Source organism: Devosia epidermidihirudinis (assembly GCF_000971295.1).
GTDB lineage: Bacteria > Pseudomonadota > Alphaproteobacteria > Rhizobiales > Devosiaceae > Devosia > Devosia epidermidihirudinis.
On sequence record NZ_LANJ01000016.1, the window covers coordinates 67963 to 84402 of the forward strand.

Annotated in this window: 12 protein-coding genes; 3 read left to right on the plus strand and 9 right to left on the minus strand. The window is 61.4% G+C overall.

From position 1 onward, the window contains the following. Positions 1-128: 128 nt before the first annotated feature. Complete coding sequence (gene rirA, locus WH87_RS08685; RefSeq protein WP_046139475.1) at positions 129-590, minus strand: iron-responsive transcriptional regulator RirA; 462 nt, start codon at positions 588-590, stop codon at positions 129-131. A gap of 243 nt (positions 591-833) precedes the next feature. Between rirA and WH87_RS08690 the strand changes: the two genes are divergently transcribed. Further along, positions 834-1148, plus strand: coding sequence for an HU family DNA-binding protein (locus WH87_RS08690; RefSeq protein WP_156458167.1), 315 nt, complete (start codon positions 834-836; stop codon positions 1146-1148). Here the strand turns inward: WH87_RS08690 and WH87_RS08695 are convergent. The 6 genes from WH87_RS08695 to WH87_RS08720 all read right to left on the minus strand — a co-directional run bounded on the left by WH87_RS08695 (position 1141) and on the right by WH87_RS08720 (position 10192). Next, positions 1141-2271, minus strand: coding sequence for an ROK family transcriptional regulator (locus WH87_RS08695; RefSeq protein WP_197410764.1), 1131 nt, complete (start codon positions 2269-2271; stop codon positions 1141-1143). The genes WH87_RS08690 and WH87_RS08695 overlap by 8 nt on opposite strands. Positions 2272-2753: 482 nt before the next feature. Next, positions 2754-3809, minus strand: a complete 1056-nt coding sequence (locus WH87_RS08700) for an ABC transporter ATP-binding protein (RefSeq protein ID WP_046139472.1) — start codon at positions 3807-3809, stop codon at positions 2754-2756. A 10-nt stretch (positions 3810-3819) separates the two neighbouring features. Next, positions 3820-7017, minus strand: a complete 3198-nt coding sequence (locus WH87_RS08705) for an alpha-mannosidase (RefSeq protein ID WP_046139471.1) — start codon at positions 7015-7017, stop codon at positions 3820-3822. Further along, the gene (locus WH87_RS08710; protein WP_046139470.1) at positions 7014-7829 is read right to left on the minus strand and encodes a carbohydrate ABC transporter permease; all 816 of its coding nucleotides are present in this window, start codon (positions 7827-7829) and stop codon (positions 7014-7016) included. Before WH87_RS08710 ends, WH87_RS08705 begins: the two co-directional genes overlap by 4 nt. Then, positions 7829-8719 (minus strand): carbohydrate ABC transporter permease, encoded by an 891-nt coding sequence (locus WH87_RS08715; protein WP_046139469.1) that lies wholly within the window; start codon positions 8717-8719, stop codon positions 7829-7831. Before WH87_RS08715 ends, WH87_RS08710 begins: the two co-directional genes overlap by 1 nt. Before the next feature lie 156 nt (positions 8720-8875). Further along, entirely contained in the window at positions 8876-10192 is a 1317-nt protein-coding gene (locus WH87_RS08720; RefSeq protein WP_046139468.1) for an extracellular solute-binding protein, read from the minus strand. Between the two features lie 282 nt (positions 10193-10474). Here WH87_RS08720 and WH87_RS08725 point away from each other — a divergent pair, with 282 nt between their 5' ends. Beyond that, on the plus strand, positions 10475-11512 hold the full coding sequence (locus tag WH87_RS08725) for a LacI family transcriptional regulator (RefSeq protein ID WP_046139467.1): 1038 nt from the start codon (positions 10475-10477) through the stop codon (positions 11510-11512). On the opposite strand, the gene WH87_RS08730 is transcribed toward WH87_RS08725, so the two are convergent. Then, positions 11509-12510: an FUSC family protein gene (locus tag WH87_RS08730; protein ID WP_156458168.1), complete on the minus strand. Its 1002-nt coding sequence runs from the start codon at positions 12508-12510 to the stop codon at positions 11509-11511. The genes WH87_RS08725 and WH87_RS08730 overlap by 4 nt on opposite strands. A gap of 146 nt (positions 12511-12656) precedes the next feature. Here WH87_RS08730 and cls point away from each other — a divergent pair, with 146 nt between their 5' ends. Then, complete coding sequence (gene cls, locus WH87_RS08735; RefSeq protein ID WP_245622349.1) at positions 12657-14081, plus strand: cardiolipin synthase; 1425 nt, start codon at positions 12657-12659, stop codon at positions 14079-14081. On the opposite strand, the gene WH87_RS08740 is transcribed toward cls, so the two are convergent. Continuing rightward, positions 14078-16378, minus strand: a complete 2301-nt coding sequence (locus tag WH87_RS08740; RefSeq protein WP_046139465.1) for a glycoside hydrolase family 15 protein — start codon at positions 16376-16378, stop codon at positions 14078-14080. The two genes, cls and WH87_RS08740, sit on opposite strands and share 4 nt — an antisense overlap. Positions 16379-16440 lie beyond the last annotated feature (62 nt).

Below are 16440 nucleotides of genomic sequence, written 5' to 3' on the forward strand. Positions count from 1 at the left end.
ATGACGACAGAGAACCACAATGTATTATGACTGTCAAACTCATAATAAGAATTCGGGGAGCAGAAAATGCATCACCCCCGGATCGGTGAGCCGGGGGTGATGCGAAATTTGGGATTGCTGGAGGGCGCTTAGTGCGCAGGCTCCATCACGGCTTCGAGCGCCGTGAGGCCAAGCCGCTCGCGGATCGAGCGCTTCTTGCTGGCCAGATCGGCAATGGTGTAGCTGGCGAGCACTTCAAAGAAGGCACCCAGCGCTTCACGCAGCGCGCTATTGAGGTCGCATTCCCCGATCAGCGGGCAATCGGCGCCATCTTCGAAGCATTCTGCCAGAGCGAAGTTTTCTTCGGTGAGGCGGATGGTATCGAGCAGCGTGATGTCCTCGGCGGCCTTGCCCAGCTTGATGCCGCCATGGCGGCCGCGCACGGTGGCGAGCAGACCGTTCTCGACTAGCGGCTTGATCAGCTTGAACAAGAAGAGCTCGGAAATATTGTATGCCTTGGCAATGTCGGCGACGCGGCTCAGGCCAGGATCATTGACGGCGCAGTACACCAGAGTGCGAATGGCATAGTTGGATTGACGTGTCAGTCTCACTTTAGACCTCTCTGTCGCCGACTTCGATGCGGCGCGGCTTACAGACGATGATGCCAGCAAATTCTGGCGTTTCACCATCGATTCGAACTGTCGGCTGCTTCTTAACCTGCCTCCTAGCTTATAACCATTCTAAAATATGTCAACTAAACTTGATCAGGTCGTTCAGGTTTCATTTGAACGGGGGCTATCTGGACATTTTCTTAAGTTCATTGTAAGAACTTAAGCATCAAGGAGCCAGATATCGTGGACAAAACGGTCACGAGGGCCATGTTGAGTGAAGCCGCTGCCGACCGTGCCGGGGTCAGCAAGGCAGAAGCATCCGCCATAGCCGATAGAATGTTTTTGCTGATGCGGCAGGCGCTGATGTCCGGCGAGACCGTAAAGCTGACTGCTTTCGGTTCGTTGCAGCTCCGCTCCCGCGCTGAGCGGGTCGGGCGCAATCCACGCACCGGCACCGAGCATCGCATTCCGCCACGTCATACGGTGGTGTTTACGCCCAGCGCGCAATTGCGCGAAATGCTGTCCAAACTCACCCCGCCAGCCAAAGATCTTAACTGACGATATCGATCAGGTCGCGCGACAGAAACCGCCGATAAAGCGTCAGTGCGGCTGCGCCCGTCGCCGGGGCCAGCGCGCCGACATGTCCATGCAGGATTTGCGGCAGGGCGAAGGGCGGATTGGGCAGCAGCGCCAACTCGACCTTGACCTGTTCAACGAGGCGCCTGGTGATTGGCTTGGGCATGACACCGTCAATCACCACAAGTCCGGTTTCAATCACGGTCGTGGTGTTGAACACCGCCTTGGCCAGCGCCTTTGCGCTATCGGCCAGCCACTCTTCCAGCACCTCGCCAAATTGCTCCCAAGCCCAATCCTCGGGCACGTCGCCATTGAGGCAATGGCCGCTCTCGGCCAACCGGAGCGTCAGCGCATCAATCGAGGCAATGTCGTGGACCGGCAACAGGCTCCCGATTGGCGCTTCGATCAGCATGCCGCCCAGATTGGCGGAGTTACCGGTCGGACCCTCCCATAGGGTGCCTTCCCCGACAATGCCGGCGCCGACAAAGCGTGAAATGATGAAATAGATAAAGCTGGCCGGACGAGGCGCATCGAATGCCAGCAGCTCGGCCCAGCAGGCCGCATTGCCATCATTGAACACCGAAACTTCCAACCCGGTGCGCTGCTGCAGGTCTGTGGCAACATCGATGTCGGACCATGGCCGTGTGCTGGCCCGCCCGTGCTTTTGGGCTGTGTGGTCGATGGCCATGGCGGAGGGCATGGCAATGCCCATTTCGAACAGCCTGGCCTGCCCACTTTCCGGCAGGCTCTCAATGAGTTCGGCCGTCATCCGGGCGATCTCGGGCAGCACTTTGTGCGGCTCGGGGAAATCGTGATGCCATCGGCGGCGACCCTGAATCTGCGCATTGAGATCGAGCAGCAGCACATCCACATGGCGCCAACCAATCTCGACGCCGATGGCATAAGCGCCTTCGGCCCGCAAATAGATAGGGGTAGCCGGCTGGCCCCGTCGACCGCGCAGCACATCGCCGCGCCGGATCAATCCGGCCGCTTCAATCTCGCTCAGAATGGCGGAAACGGTCTGCGGCGCGAGGCCGGAAATTCTGGCAATTTCGGCATTGGACAGACCGGGATTGAAGCCAACCGTCATCAGGACGACACGCACATTGGCGCGCCTCAATCCCTCATGCCGCAGCCCTCGTCCACCCGCGTCGAAAATGTCTCGTTCAGGCCTATCCCTGGGCGCCATTGCAACATCTCGCATCAATATCGGGATGGCGCGACATGAGATCGACCACAGTGCGCGTCAGCAATGACATTTCCCAACCATAACAATAGACCCGCCAGCCTGGCGCTCAGGCTATCGGGCAAAAAACTGCGCAAATAAAAGCTTAGCAGAATCACCGTGAACAACGAACCCCCGTTGGTCATCTGCGAGCGCTATGCGTTTGATGTCTATTGGCATTTTTCCAGATAGGCCAGAGGTATAGGTGCGATGAGACAATATGACGACGCGGGCGCGGCAAGAATGCCACGCCCGTTGGGTCGCGCTCCAATAGTGTCGGATTGGCCCTGCATTACTTGTCGGTATTGGGCAATTGAGCGGCGCAACTGGCCTGAGAGACCGATGCGCCGCCACCGGAAGGCCTAGCGCAGGGCGCGCCCGGCCTCGTCGAACAGGTGAATGTGATCGCGCGGCAGGCCGACATGGATGGCCTGATGCAGTTCAAGATCGGGCGCGCCGTCGAGCTTGACGGTCATCAGATCCCCATTGGGCATTTCCACATAGGCCAGGGCGTATTCGCCGAATTGTTCGATCACCGACAGCGTGCCGCTGAACTGTGCGGTCTCCGGCGTCGCCAGCACCAGATGTTCAGGACGAATACCCAATGTGCGCGCATTGCCACGCTGTGGGTGGTTTGAGGCCACGCTCTTGCCACCAGGCAGCACCAGCCGGTCGCCTTCGACCGTCACCGGCAGGAAATTCATCCGCTGGCTGGCAATGAACCCGGCAACGAAGGTGTTGATCGGGTTGCGATAGAGCTCGAGTGGACTGCCGACCTGTTCGATCCGCCCGGCATTGAGCACAACGATCCGGTCAGCCAGGGTCATGGCTTCAACCTGGTCGTGGGTGACGTAGATCATCGTGGCGTCGAGCGTATCGTGCAGCTTGGCGATCTCGATGCGGGTCTGCGCACGCAAGGATGCGTCAAGGTTGGACAGCGGTTCGTCGAACAGAAACACCTTTGGGTTGCGCACGATGGCGCGGCCAATGGCGACGCGCTGGCGTTGACCACCCGAAAGCGCCTTGGGCATGCGGTCGAGATAGTCCTCGATCTGGAGGATCCGCGCGGCTTCGCGCACCCGCTGATCGACCTCGGCCTTGGGCGTTTTGGCGAGTTTGAGCCCGAACGCCATGTTCTCGTAGACCGACATATGCGGGTACAGCGCATAGGACTGGAACACCATGGAAATGCCCCGCTGCGGGGACGGGATGTCGTTGACAACCCGCCCCTCGATCGAGATTTCCCCGCCCGAAATGGGCTCCAGCCCGGCGATCATGCGGAGCAGGGTGGACTTGCCGCAGCCCGAGGGGCCCACAAAGACCACGAACTCTCCGGACTTGATGTCGAGGTCGACCCCATGGACCACTTCAAGTGACCCATAGGATTTGCGGACCCCGCGCAGCGAAACGTCAGCCATCTATGCCTCCTCAGGTTTCGATCAGCAGGGTGGCGATTTCAAACGGACGCAGGCTCAGCGCCACGCTATTGCCCTTGAGCGGCAAAGGCTTGCTGTCACCATCTTCCATCAGATTGACCACCCGCACCGATTTGACGGAAATGCCGAAGCGGATCGTGGTTTCGGCGCGGATATTGGCGTGCTCGAAAACGCGCAACACCACGGCGTCAGACTTCTCAGCCTTCTTGACGGTTTCCAGTGTCACATTGGTCTGATCGGCGCTGGCAAAGCTGAAATTGGCCAATTCGCCTGCCACCGACTTGGCTGGCTTGAGCGAGCCGATGACGGCGACCGGATTGTTGAACCGCTCTGCTGCGCGGTGCACTTCCGCCAGATCGGCAACGCCGTCATGCACGAACAGGGCATAGCGCAGATGGTGCTCGCCAAGATCGGCTTCTGGATGTGGGAAGGTCGAGCCGCGCACCAGCGTCAGGCGCACCGACTGTTCGAGGCAGTCATAGGCATATTTGCAGTCATTGAGCAGGGCGACGCCGAAATCGCTCTCGCTGAGATCGACCCAGCGATGCATCGAGGCCTCAAACCGCGCCTTGTCCCAGCTGGTGTTGCGATGGGTGGCGCGCTTGACGTGGCCAAACTGGATTTCCGAACGGATTTCCGAGGTGTTGAGATCGAAGGGGAACTGGGCCTTGAGCACCGTCTGGCGTTCCTGCCAGTCGATGAAGGTGTCGAACTCGACCTGTCGCGCGCCAGCGGCCAGCGAGATGACCTGAACGATCTTGGAGGCCTGATACGCCCGCTCAATGCGGATTGCGGCACGATGCGGTCCGGTTTCGACCACGCTGATCGAAGACTTGCCATCGGCAAGCGGCCAGAACTGCTCTTCGAAATAGCGGTCGATATCCCAGGCATCCCACTCCATCGGCTTGTCTTCATAAGCGATGAGGCGGTTGGCCTTTTCGCCGGCAGCCAAGGTCTCGCGGTTGCGGGACTTGTCAAAGATCGAGGTGATTTCACCTGACTTGTCGAAGCTCAGCTTGAGCAGCTCGTTTTCGAGATGGCTGGTAGAGACCGAAAGGGTGGATGTCACCTTGTCGGCCTTTGCCACCACCTGACCACCGGTCCAGCCAAGGGCGGAGAGGTTGGGTGCGGGGGCGGCAAAGCTGGTCGAACCGTCTGCGCCGACCAGTTTCTGGATCGGGGCGGCAGACGTGCCAGTGGCGAGCGACGCGCCGTCCAGCGCTACATCCGTGCCGAGCCGGACCAGTTCGGACCGGGTCTGGCCGGTGAAGTTGAACAGGCGCAGCTGATCGACGCCGGGCTTGGCGAAGGCCTGCGCGGCCGAATGCCAAGGACCGTTCTGCGAGCCAAGCGTCGAGAAAATCTGGCCGTATTCGTTGTCGCTGTCCTCATAGACCTCCGGGATCGAGGTGCCGGGCAGGATGTCGTGGAACTGGTTGATCAGCACTAGCTCCCAGAACTCGGCCAAAGTGTCGACCGGGTAGGGGGCGCCGGTCTGGGTCAGCGCCATGGCGCCGAGGAATTCCAGCTCACGCAGCAGGCGCTCGGCGCGGCGGTTATTGGCCTTGTTCTTGGCCACCGAGGTCAGGGTGCCCCGGTGATATTGCAGGTAGAGCTCGCCATTCCAGGTGGGGAATTTGTTGCCGGGGGCGTCCATCTTGGCGCCGAGGCGATCAAGGAACGGCACGATACCTTCGAGCTTGACGCGCGGCGCGCCGGGGATGCCGCGCTCCATGCGGATGCCGCGCTCGACCATGCCGCGGGTTGGGCCGCCGCCGCCATCGCCATAGCCATAGGACATGACGACTTCATTGTGGACGGCCTTTGGCTCGTAGCGCTTCCAGGCGCCCATGGTTTCAGACACCGAGAGATCGCCATTATAGGTGGTGAAAATCTCTTCGCTTTCATAGCGCTGGGCGGTGATGAGCTGAGCCTTGGTGATGGTGCCGTCGATGCCGCGCCAGTGGAAACTGTCATAGGGGTGGCGATCGGTGTCGTTCCAGCTGAGCTTGGAGGTGACGAAGTATTTCAGCCCCGATTTGTCCATGACCTGGGGCAGGTTGGCCGAATAGCCAAAGGTGTCGGGCAGCCAGACCGTCTTGGGGTCGACGCCAAATTCCTCGATGTGGAAGCGGCGACCGCGCATGATCTGGCGGACCAGGGATTCCCCCGAGACGATATTGACGTCGGGCTCCACCCACATGGCGCCTTCGATCTCGAACTGGCCGGATTTGACGCGCTTTTTGAGGCGCTCCCACAGCTCGGGATAGTCCTTCTTGAGGAAGTCGAACAGCACCGACTGGTTATACATGAAGATGAATTCGGGGTACTCTTCCATAAGGTTGAGCACTGTGGCGAAGCTGCGCCCGGTCTTGTCGCGCGTATGCATGACGCGCCACAACCAGCCCACATCGAGGTGGGTCGAGCCAACGGCGGTGATCTGTGGCTGCAACTCGGTGTCGACCAGCGCGTAGATTTCAGCGGCGATCTTTTCGGCAGCGCCCAGCGAGTCGGTGAACGACTGCGTATGGCCGCCACGGCGGTCGAGCGCGCGCAGCGAGCGGTCAACGATAGCTAGAATGGCATGGCGGCGCGGATCGGACTGGTGCAGGCGGATCGCCACGTCGAGCGGGGTCTGCAGATCGTAATAAAGCTTTTCGGCGCGCTCATCGCGGGTGAAGAACTCGACGGTAAAGCCCACAAGCGGACGATCAAAGAAGGTGAAGGCATTGACCAGAAGCGTGTGCTTGCTGCCCGGCTTGGCCTTGCGCTCGATCACCAGCTCGGTGTGGTTGCCATCCAGCGCCTGGGCGATCTTGCCGTCGATATAGGCCAGGCATTGCGGGTCGGTCGAGCCGGGGCGATCCTGCCACTGGCTGGTAAACTTGAGCACCAGCGTCTTGCCCTTGGCGGCTTCGGGCACCGTGACTTCGGCGGCAAACCAGGTGTGACCCTGCTTTTTCGCCCAGACGGAGTGCGAGCCAAATTCTTCCCACTTGCGCCAGTCGGCGGCCAGCGCGGCGTCGGCTGATAGGTCGGCATGCTGGACATGCCACTGGAAGGGGGCATCGGAGATGGGCGTCAGGATCTTCTTGCCGAGATCGGCGCAAAGACGAAGGAGCTTGCCTTCCATCTTGAGATCATCGTCCACCAAAGCCAGTTTGGACGAAAGGGGATTGGAATAAGTCATCCTTTGACTCCGACACCGGCGAAACCTGTGTTCATGTTGCGCCGTAACAAGAAATAGACGCCGACCGCCGGCGCTGCGTAGATGATCGAAAAGGCCGTCAGGAACCCGTAATTGATGGCGCCCTGCTGGCCGAAGGCGGCGTAAAGGCCCACCGACATCGGGAAGCCGTCCTGCACGCGCGAGAAAATGAGCGGCAGCAGGAACTCGTTCCAGGCGCCGGTGAAGCTGAAGAACCAGACCACGGCGATACCGGCCCGCGACATGGGCAGCACGATCCGCGTGACGATCTGGAATAGGGTTGCGCCCTCCACATAGGCGGCTTCCTCAAGCTCGATCGGCACAGTGTCGAAGAAGTTCTTGAGCAGCAGCAGGGTGAAGGGGAGATTGAGAATGGTCAGCGCGATGATGACGCCGAACTGGTTGAGCAGGCCCCCGCGTTGCGCCGCAAAATAGAGCGGCACCAGCACGCCCGCCGATGGCAGCATGCGCAGCAGCACCAGCGTCCACAGGAACGCGTTGCGGCCCGGAATGCGCAGGCGCGACAGCGGATAGGCCGCCGAAATGCCGACCACGACGCTGAGCGTTGCCGTGCCCGCCGCGATTAGCAGCGAATTGAGAAATTGCCGACCGGCATTGCCGCTGACGGCGAGCGCGAAATTGTCGAGGCCGATGGACTTTGGAATTTCCAGCTGCCCGGTCGACATGGGGTTGAAGGCATTCAGGATCAGCCAGGAAAACGGGCTTACCCAGATGACGGCCATGAAGCTCAGCGCAATGGCGGTGAGGCGGCTGGTCGTGGCGTTGGACTCCATTATTTGGGCTCCCGCAGCATGCGTAGATAAACGAGCGACAAGAGGCCGACGATGACCAGCATGGCCACCGAAATGGCGCTGCCAAAGCCCAGATTGCCGCGGGCAAAACTCTGATTGTAAAGGAACACCGCCAGCGTCTCGGTCTGTCGGCCCGGGCCACCTCCGGTCATCGCGTAGATCAGCGGGAAGTAGGTGAAGGTCCAGATGGTGATGAACAGCATATTGGTGGCGATATGGGGCCGGATGATCGGCAGCTGCACCAGCCAGATGCGCTGGAACGGCGTTGCACCATCCACCTTGGCCGCCTCCACCACCTCCCGCGATACCGAGTCGAGCGCTGCCGAGAACAGCAGGTAGGACCAGGCCGTGCCCTTCCAGATATTGGCGATGATGACGATGGGCAGGGCGTAATCATTGATGAAGTTGATCGGCGGCAGGCCAAACGGACGCACAAAGATCGCGTTGATCAGGCCGGTTTGGCTGGTGGTCGCCGACCACAGGAACGCCGCCACGATATCGGGCAACAGCCAGCCCAGCATGATGCAGACTTCGATCACCGACTTGAGGCGGCTCGCAGTACCACGCAATGTGGCGGCGAGCAGGAAGCCCAGCACCGACTGGCCGACAAGGGCCGAGAAGAACACGAAGATAACCGTGGTCCAGAGCGATTCCAGAAAGCCGCGGCGGGTGAACAGGCGCTCAAAATTCTGGAAGCCGACCCAGCTCCAGTCCACGGCCTTGGTGCCGACAAGCGCCAGATCGGTGAAGCTGAAAGCGAAGGCCCAGGCGGTGAAATACAGCAATGCAGCGATCAGCAGCGCCGCTGGCAACATGCCAAGGCCGAGAACCAGAAGATTGCTGGTGAGCCAGGGATTGGCCTGGTTTTTCATGGGTCTAATCTCACTCACGCAAACGGTTCAAACGCTGCATCATCCCGGTTCGGGGCCGGGGTGACACGGTGGTGTTGAGGCTATTGGGACAAACCGCGTCCCGTCACGGCGGCACCCAGAGGACAGGTTGGGCGCCGCCGCATCGGGAGGTGTGGCTTATTCGTAGGTGATGACCTTGTCGGCACCGAACTCATCGACCAGAGCGTCGTGATAGTTCTGGACGACTTCATCGACCGAGACGCCATCGAGGATGTCGGACGTCGCCTGCTGGATCAGCGCGGAAACCGTCTGATAGCCAGGAATAGTGTCACGACCGGTGGTGTCGGCCGCCAGCGCGGTTGCCTTGGCAAGGAATGGATCGGCCATATATTCCGGGGATTCCGAAATGTCGGTCCGAACCGCCATGCGGTGGGTCGAAAGCGTCCACGCCTTGAAGTTGGCTTCGTCAAAAATAGCCGTCACCAGCTTGAAGGCGAGGTCCTTGTCGGTGGCCTTGGAGTTGATGCCGATCGTCCAGCCACCCGAAATATTGGTGGTCGTCTTGGCACCGGGCTCACCCGAGCCTGGCCATGGCGTCCAGCCTACCTGGGCATCGCGCTCTTCGCGGCTTGGAGGGGTGTTGCAATCCCACAGGCATGCATCTTCCCACGAGCCAGAGGCCAGAATGCCGAGCTTGTCATCGGCCAGAGACTGGCGAACCGCTGCGCCGATATCGGTGGCGTAGTTGAGATCGGCCGGGTTCAGCTTCTTGTCGACATAGACCTGATGGTAGAGATCGAAGGTGCGACGCAGGGCAGGGCTGTCGCCGATCCACTGGTTGGTTTCGCGGTTGAGCAGGCGGTTGCGATCGCCTTCTGGAACGTCGGCGCCGAGCAGGGCCATGTAGACACCCTGCATGGTTGCCGCTTCTGCCTGCTTGGTGCCAGCGGGTAGCTGGAACGGGTATTGAACGCCCGCATCTTTCAGCTTCTGGGCAGCGTCGAGAATGTCGGCCCAGGTCTTGGGCTCCCATGGCACTGTGATCCCGGCCTTTTCGAAGTTGGACTTATCGTACCAGAGCATGCGCACGTCGGTATCGGTGGGCAGGGCATAGACCTGGCCCTGATAGGACGCCACTTCGAGCAGGCCTGGGAGGTAGTACTGATACTGGTCCCACTTTTCGGCTAGGGGCCCGATGGGTTCAAGATAGCCAGCGGCAGCCAGTTCGGACACCATGAAGCTGTCCATCACATTGACGTCGGCAGCAGTGCCCGCGCTGAGATCGAGCGCGATGCGCTGATCATAACCCTGGCCCGGCAACTTGATGCCCTTGACCGTTTCGCCACTTTCTTTCTCGAAATTGGCAATGCCTGGTTCGACCAGCGCAGCGATCCATTCGGGATACATGAACGTGACTTCGGCCCGCGCGGGGATGGCGGCAGTCGCCATCAGCGACAGCGCAGCCACCGTGGTCAGAAAACCCTTTTTGAGCATCAACTCCTCCTCTGCTGCTCGCGCCGCCTCTTACGGGCGGCCTGCATCCGGACCCTCATCCGGACACGGCGAAAGGTAAACACATCGAATGCAACGTTGCAATTGACAATCGTATTTGGACAGGTCTGGTGACGTAACGGGAAATTGAGCTATAAAATACAATGTGATACGAAATTTGTATCGTTTGCAAACGTGGTGGAAAACATATGCATCGTTGCAAAATAAGGGGAGTTTGGTTTCATCGCAGAGCGGTGTAAAACGTGGCGGGGCAAGAGTGACGAGATGAACGGCAAATCCACATCAACGGGCATGGCGCGCGGCGCTGGCAATCAGCGCGTCACCCTGCGCACCATTGCCGAAATGACGGGGCTCAGCCTGTCGACGGTGTCGCTGTCTTTGCGCGGCGGTACCACGCTGAAGCAGGAGACCCGCGACAAGGTGGCCGAGGCCGCGGCCTCTTTGGGCTATGTGCCTGATCGCGCTGGGGTTCGTCTGCGCACCGGAAAGACCAATGTCATCGCTCTGGTGCTCGACGGCGCCGAGGATTCCATTGATTTCGCGCGTCAGATGATCCGGGGTATTGGCCAGGGCATCAAGGGCACGCGCTACCATTTAACGGTGACGCCGGAGTTCGAACGGAACCTGTCGGCCGACACCATCCGCTATGTGCTGGATAACCGCACCGCCGACGGCGTCATCATCACCCATACCGAGCCGCGCGACCGCCGCGTGCAGATGCTGATCGATGCAAACTTCCCCTTTGTCAGCCACGGCCGCACCGAGTTCTTCACCCCGCACGCCTATCACGACTTCCACTCCGAGACCTTCACTGCCATGGCGGTGGAGCGACTGGCGCGAAAGGGCTGCAAGCACGCCCTGCTGGTAGTGGGCGACGACAGCACCACCAATTACCACAACATTGTCACCGCCTATCACCGCGCCACGGCGCGTGCCGGAATCGAGGGCACGATCCTTGATGGTGCTCAACGCCGCAGCTCGGCGGAAATGCGCCGTCTCGGCCTCGACATCAGCCGTCAGCCCAACCGGCCTGATGGGCTGATCTGCGACAGCGAAATGCGCACGATCGCGCTGGTGGGTGGGCTGCAGGAGGGTGGGCTGCGGCCGGGCGTCGATATCCAGCTGATCTACAAGCAGACCTCCGATATTTTGCCCACGCTGTTTCCCACGTTGGACAGCATTGGCGAGGACGTGTTTGCGGCTGGGGTCGAGCTGACGCGCCTGCTGTTGCAGCGCATCGAGGGCGTGCCGGTCGACCAACTGCAGACCATGGCCGAACCCACGCCGAACTGGCGCAACTAGCTCAGGCGCAGCGGATAAACCCGGGTAATCAACAGGGTAATACTGCCGCCGATCAGGGTGGCGACAACGCGATCGAGTGCCTCTTCGATCGCGCCGCCTTGCACCAGAACCAGCAATTGCACTATGGTTGCGGTGATGGCGAAGGTGAAGGCGATATAGTGCGCCTTGCGCAATCCGAAGGCCGCGCCCGCCATTAGGATTGCTCCGGCAATCAGCAGCGGCGCGCTGTTCTGGACCAGAAGGGCGAAGGTCGAGGCGGCGATGCTGCCCGCTACAGTCCCGGCAAAGCGGGCGAGACCGCGCGCCTGCGTTTGCACCCGGCCCGGCTTGAGGATCAGCAGCGCCGACATCGGCGCCCAATAGCCATGCGGCAGACCAACGGCGTTGGCCACAATCATCGCGGCGGCGACGCAGACCGCAGCCTGCCCGAGATAGGTCACAATGGCATGGCGCGACTGCACTTCCCGGTTCACCGGCACAATGGCGGCTTCGCGCCACAACAGGCGGTTGACCATGATGACGCAGCCCAGTTGCAGCACGCCGCCTAGCGCCACAAACAGCGCCCGGTGCAGCGCGGCATCGACGCCATTGTGGAACGAGCCGGCCACCAGGAGCGCAATGACCATCTGCACCGAGAGCCACCAGGCCGCATCATTGCGCGTCAGGCCGAAATAGGCGGCCATGGCCGAGCCCAGCGCGGCGAGCATGACCAGCAGCGGATATTCCTGCCCAGCCAGCGTACCGATAAAGGCGGCCAGCGTCGTTGCGCCGATCGTCGCCATCATGGCGCCCCAGCGGTAGCCTCCCAGGGTGTAATTGGCGCCCAGCGAAACCGTGAAGGCCGCGCTCGAGGCGATGATCGCGTCACCGCGTCCCAGAAAAATTGATGACAGCACCAGGCACAGCGCAAAGCCGGGCAGGCAGGCGAGCATGTCGCGCCGGTTAAAGGGCGTGACGAGCTGTCTGATCTGGCTGGCCAAGGCTGGCGATTGCAACACGGACGATCCTGAGTTCGATGCGGCACACTATCAACGCGCAGGACGCCTTAAGGCAACTGCCGCAGGGGCAGGGCCAAGCGGTTGTGACCGCCAAGCCCCTTCGCAGCCCAGACAATTTGTGAGATCAAACAGGCTGGAGTATGCCCATGCTTGTTTATGTCTGGACGGCGCTGACCATCATCCTGCCGCTGGTGACGCTGGCGGTCTGTGCCCGCGTACTGCTGCGGCCGCATCGCGATCCAGCCTCGCGCATTGCCTGGCTGGTGGTGGTGGGTGTCATTCCGGTGGTGGGCGTATTGGCCTATCTGTTTTTGGGCGAAGTGCGCACCGGCAGCCGTCAGCGGCGCGAATTGCGCGGCCAGACCCTGCTGCGCGAATGGCCCGAGGAGATCGAACGCCTGCTACCAGACCGGCATCGCAACCTGTTCCGGCTCGGCCAATCCATCAATGGGTTTCCTCCAGTCGCCGGCAATAGCGCGGCGCTGCTCGCCGACTCCAATGCGGCGGTGGATGCCATGGTGGCCGATATCGATGGGGCCACCCGGCAGGTGCATGTCGACTTCTACATCTGGCTGGCCGATGGCAACGGGATCAAAATGGTGCAGGCGCTGTGCCGCGCCGCCCAGCGCGGGGTCACTTGCCGGGCGCTGGCCGATGATCTGGGCTCGCGCGTTCTGGTGCGGTCCGCCCATTGGCAGGCCATGCGCGATGCGGGCGTCGACGTGCGCCGGGCCTTGCCCATCGGCAACCCGCTGCTGCAGGCCTTTACCGGGCGCATCGACGTGCGCAACCACCGCAAGATCGTGGTGGTCGATGGCAGCGTAACCTATTGCGGCAGCCAGAATTGCGCCGACCCTGACTTTCTGCCCAAGGCCAAGTTCGCGCCATGGGTGGATGCCATGGTGCGCTTCGAAGGCCCAATCGTGCAGCAGAACCAGGCGCTGTTTGCCGCCGACTGGGCGCTTGCGACCCATGAGCGGCTTGAAGATCTCGACAGCGTTCCTCCCGCCCCCGCTGGCACCAGCATGCCGGCGCTGGCTATCGGCACGGGACCAACGGTGCGCTATTCTGCCATGTCGGAAGTGTTTGAATCGCTGTTCTTTGCCGCGCGGCGGCAATTGGTGGTCACGACGCCCTATTACGTGCCCGATGAAGGCTTGCAGAGCGCGCTTTGCGCCTGTGCCTATCGCGGTGTCGAGACCATTCTCATCCTGCCCGAGCGCAACGATTCATGGATCGTAGCGGCAGCCAGCCATAGCTATTACGCCGATCTGATCCGGGCCGGGGTCAAGATCCACGAATATGTCGGCGGCCTGCTGCATACCAAGTCCATCACCATGGATGGTGAAGTCACCCTGATCGGCTCGGCCAATCTCGACCGGCGCAGTTTCGAACTGAACTTCGAGAACAATATCCTGGTCTATGACGAGGCCCTGACGCAGTCGGTGCGTCAGCGCCAGATGGATTATATCGATCACTCCAAGCCGGTGACCGCCGAGGATGTTGATGCCTGGCCCATGCACCGCAAACTCTGGAACAATGCGATCGCGACACTGGGGCCGCTGCTTTAGGCGCTGCGGACAGTGATGGCAAAGTCCTGCCCGCGCCAGGCTTCCGTCTGGCTGTCACGCCAGGTGAAACGCAGGGTCTGATAGTCCTCCAGTATGGAGGCAGACAGCACGACGCTATGCAGCCCGAAGGGCCCGGGCGTTGAGGTGAGGTCAACCACGCGATGCCATTGCCCGTCGCCCAGATGCAGGGTGAAGGGCGTATCGCGGTCAATCTGCACATCCTTGCCCGCCGCAATCGCCTCAAAGGCGCTGCTTTCGCGCCAGAACCAGCGCGACGCAGACGGAATGGTGCGCGCATAGCGTGCTTCGATCTCGGTGAAAGTCTCTTCGGCGCGCCCGGTGGTGATGGCGGCAAGGAGCTTGAGAAATTCAGCATGTGCCCAGACCAGCGGCATGGCGCTGCCGGTGGGAAAGCCCGGTTCCAATTCGTGCTGAGGCATGGATGGGCCATCCCAGATCTGTTCAGGTAACAGCCCGCCCGGTCCGATCATCCGGCTCATGGCTTCGAGATAAGGCATGCCGTCTCCGCCCGCCAAGACGGCGTAATGGCCGCGCTCGCCCGTCAGCAGCGGCCACAGTCGCCCGACGCCAGTGCCGTCGAACGGGCTACCATCAGCCTTTTCGCCATAACCGTCGCCATTATAACGATAATAGGCCGGGCCATTCGGGGTCTCGGCGCGCAGCATGGTGTCGACCAGTTTGACCGTGTCGGTGATGCGCTTGTCATGGGCATCGCGCAGTCCGGCGCGCACCAGATAGAGAAACTCCATGCCGATCAGGTCATTGGCGGGGACTTCGCCATGCGCCACATTGCGCCGATTGATCAGCCCGGCAAGGCCGCCTTCGGCGGGCTTGGGCGACATGCGCACATAATAGCCATCGATCCCCAGATCGGCGCCCAGGGGACCCTGTTCGGCATAGGTCCATTCCTCGATGCGCTCGTTCCAGCTGTCGGCCAGCGCCAGAAGATATTCGCGCTCCTCGGCGTCGAAATAATCGGCAGAGACCACCAGCGCCGAGATGGCGATGGCCAGGGTGAACGGGCTCGCGCCAGCGTTTTCCTCCCAGCGATCCTGATCGCTCATCGGCCCGTTGCGCACGATAAAGCCGATAGCGTCGCGCACCATGGCCAGTTCCGGCCCCGAAAAGGTCAGATGCCCCACTGAGCGCAGCTTGGCCGCGAGCAGCACGGGGAGCGCCACTTCGTCGAGCTGACGTCCGGTCCAATAGCCACGTCCATCAGGGAAATAGTTCTGCGCCCAGCTGCCATCCTCGCCCTGGGTGCCGATCAGATAATCGAGCGTGCGCCCGGCATCTTCCAGTTGGCCCACGGCGACCAGCGCAAAGGCCGCCTCCACCGTGTCGCGCGTCCATACCAGATGGTATCCGCCCGCATCGTCATGGCTATTACCCCACGGCACGCTGAGGCTGGCCACCATGGCGCCGGCATAGGTGCGATCCTCATGCACCTTGATGACGGTGGCCGACAGCTCGGCCTCGCGGCGCAGCTGCGGCGTCGTATAGGGAATTTGCAGCGATGTGGACCAGTCATGCCACTGCTCGACGAAATTGGCGCAGGTTTCCACATAGCCATCGGCAAGGCTTGAACGCGACAGCGTGCGCGCGCCTTCGAGCGTTTCGGCAAAGCCGAGCGAGAGCACGCCACTATTGGCGTTGAGCTCGCCCATCAGCGAGACATTGCCCTCGATGGCCTCGGGATAAGTCCAGGTCATCGCGCCGTTGGCGTGGAAATCCTGCCAGCCGTCGGAGGCGCCGACATAGCCCGCACTGGTGCGGCTGAAGCCGAGATTGGCGCGCAGGCACAGCGCCACCGCGCCGTTTCGAGCCGACAGGTCGCCATCGGCCCAGGCGTCGTTGCTGGCGCTGGAATTGAGGTGAGGCGCCAGTAGCGCATAGAGCCGGACATCATCCCCCGACAGCTCATATTTGATCAGTAGGCTATCGCGCTGTGGATGGCAGAGGAATTCCAGCTCAAGCCGGTAGCCGGGGCCCTCGTGCACCACGCGGGCCAGCGGCGCATTGGGGTGGAGGGTCGAGATGACATAGCGGTTCTCCCGCTTAATCTCGTGCCAGCCATTCGGCGTCGTGACGATAAAACCAAGGTCGCGGATCTGCGGGTGCCCGGTCGAAGGCCAATAGACCTCGTTGACGATGCCATGTCCGATGGTCGCCCAGACGCGGCTGGAGCCCAGCGCGGTGGTGACGGCGTCTTTGTTGCTCGAGGTCCAGGTGGGCGCAATCCCCGGTGCGCCAGGCGGTGTGGATGTACTGTCCATCTTGCGTCGATCCCTCGCTCACGCAGCGGCGCGCCAGAAAATCGCCCGTGCTGGCAAGAGGA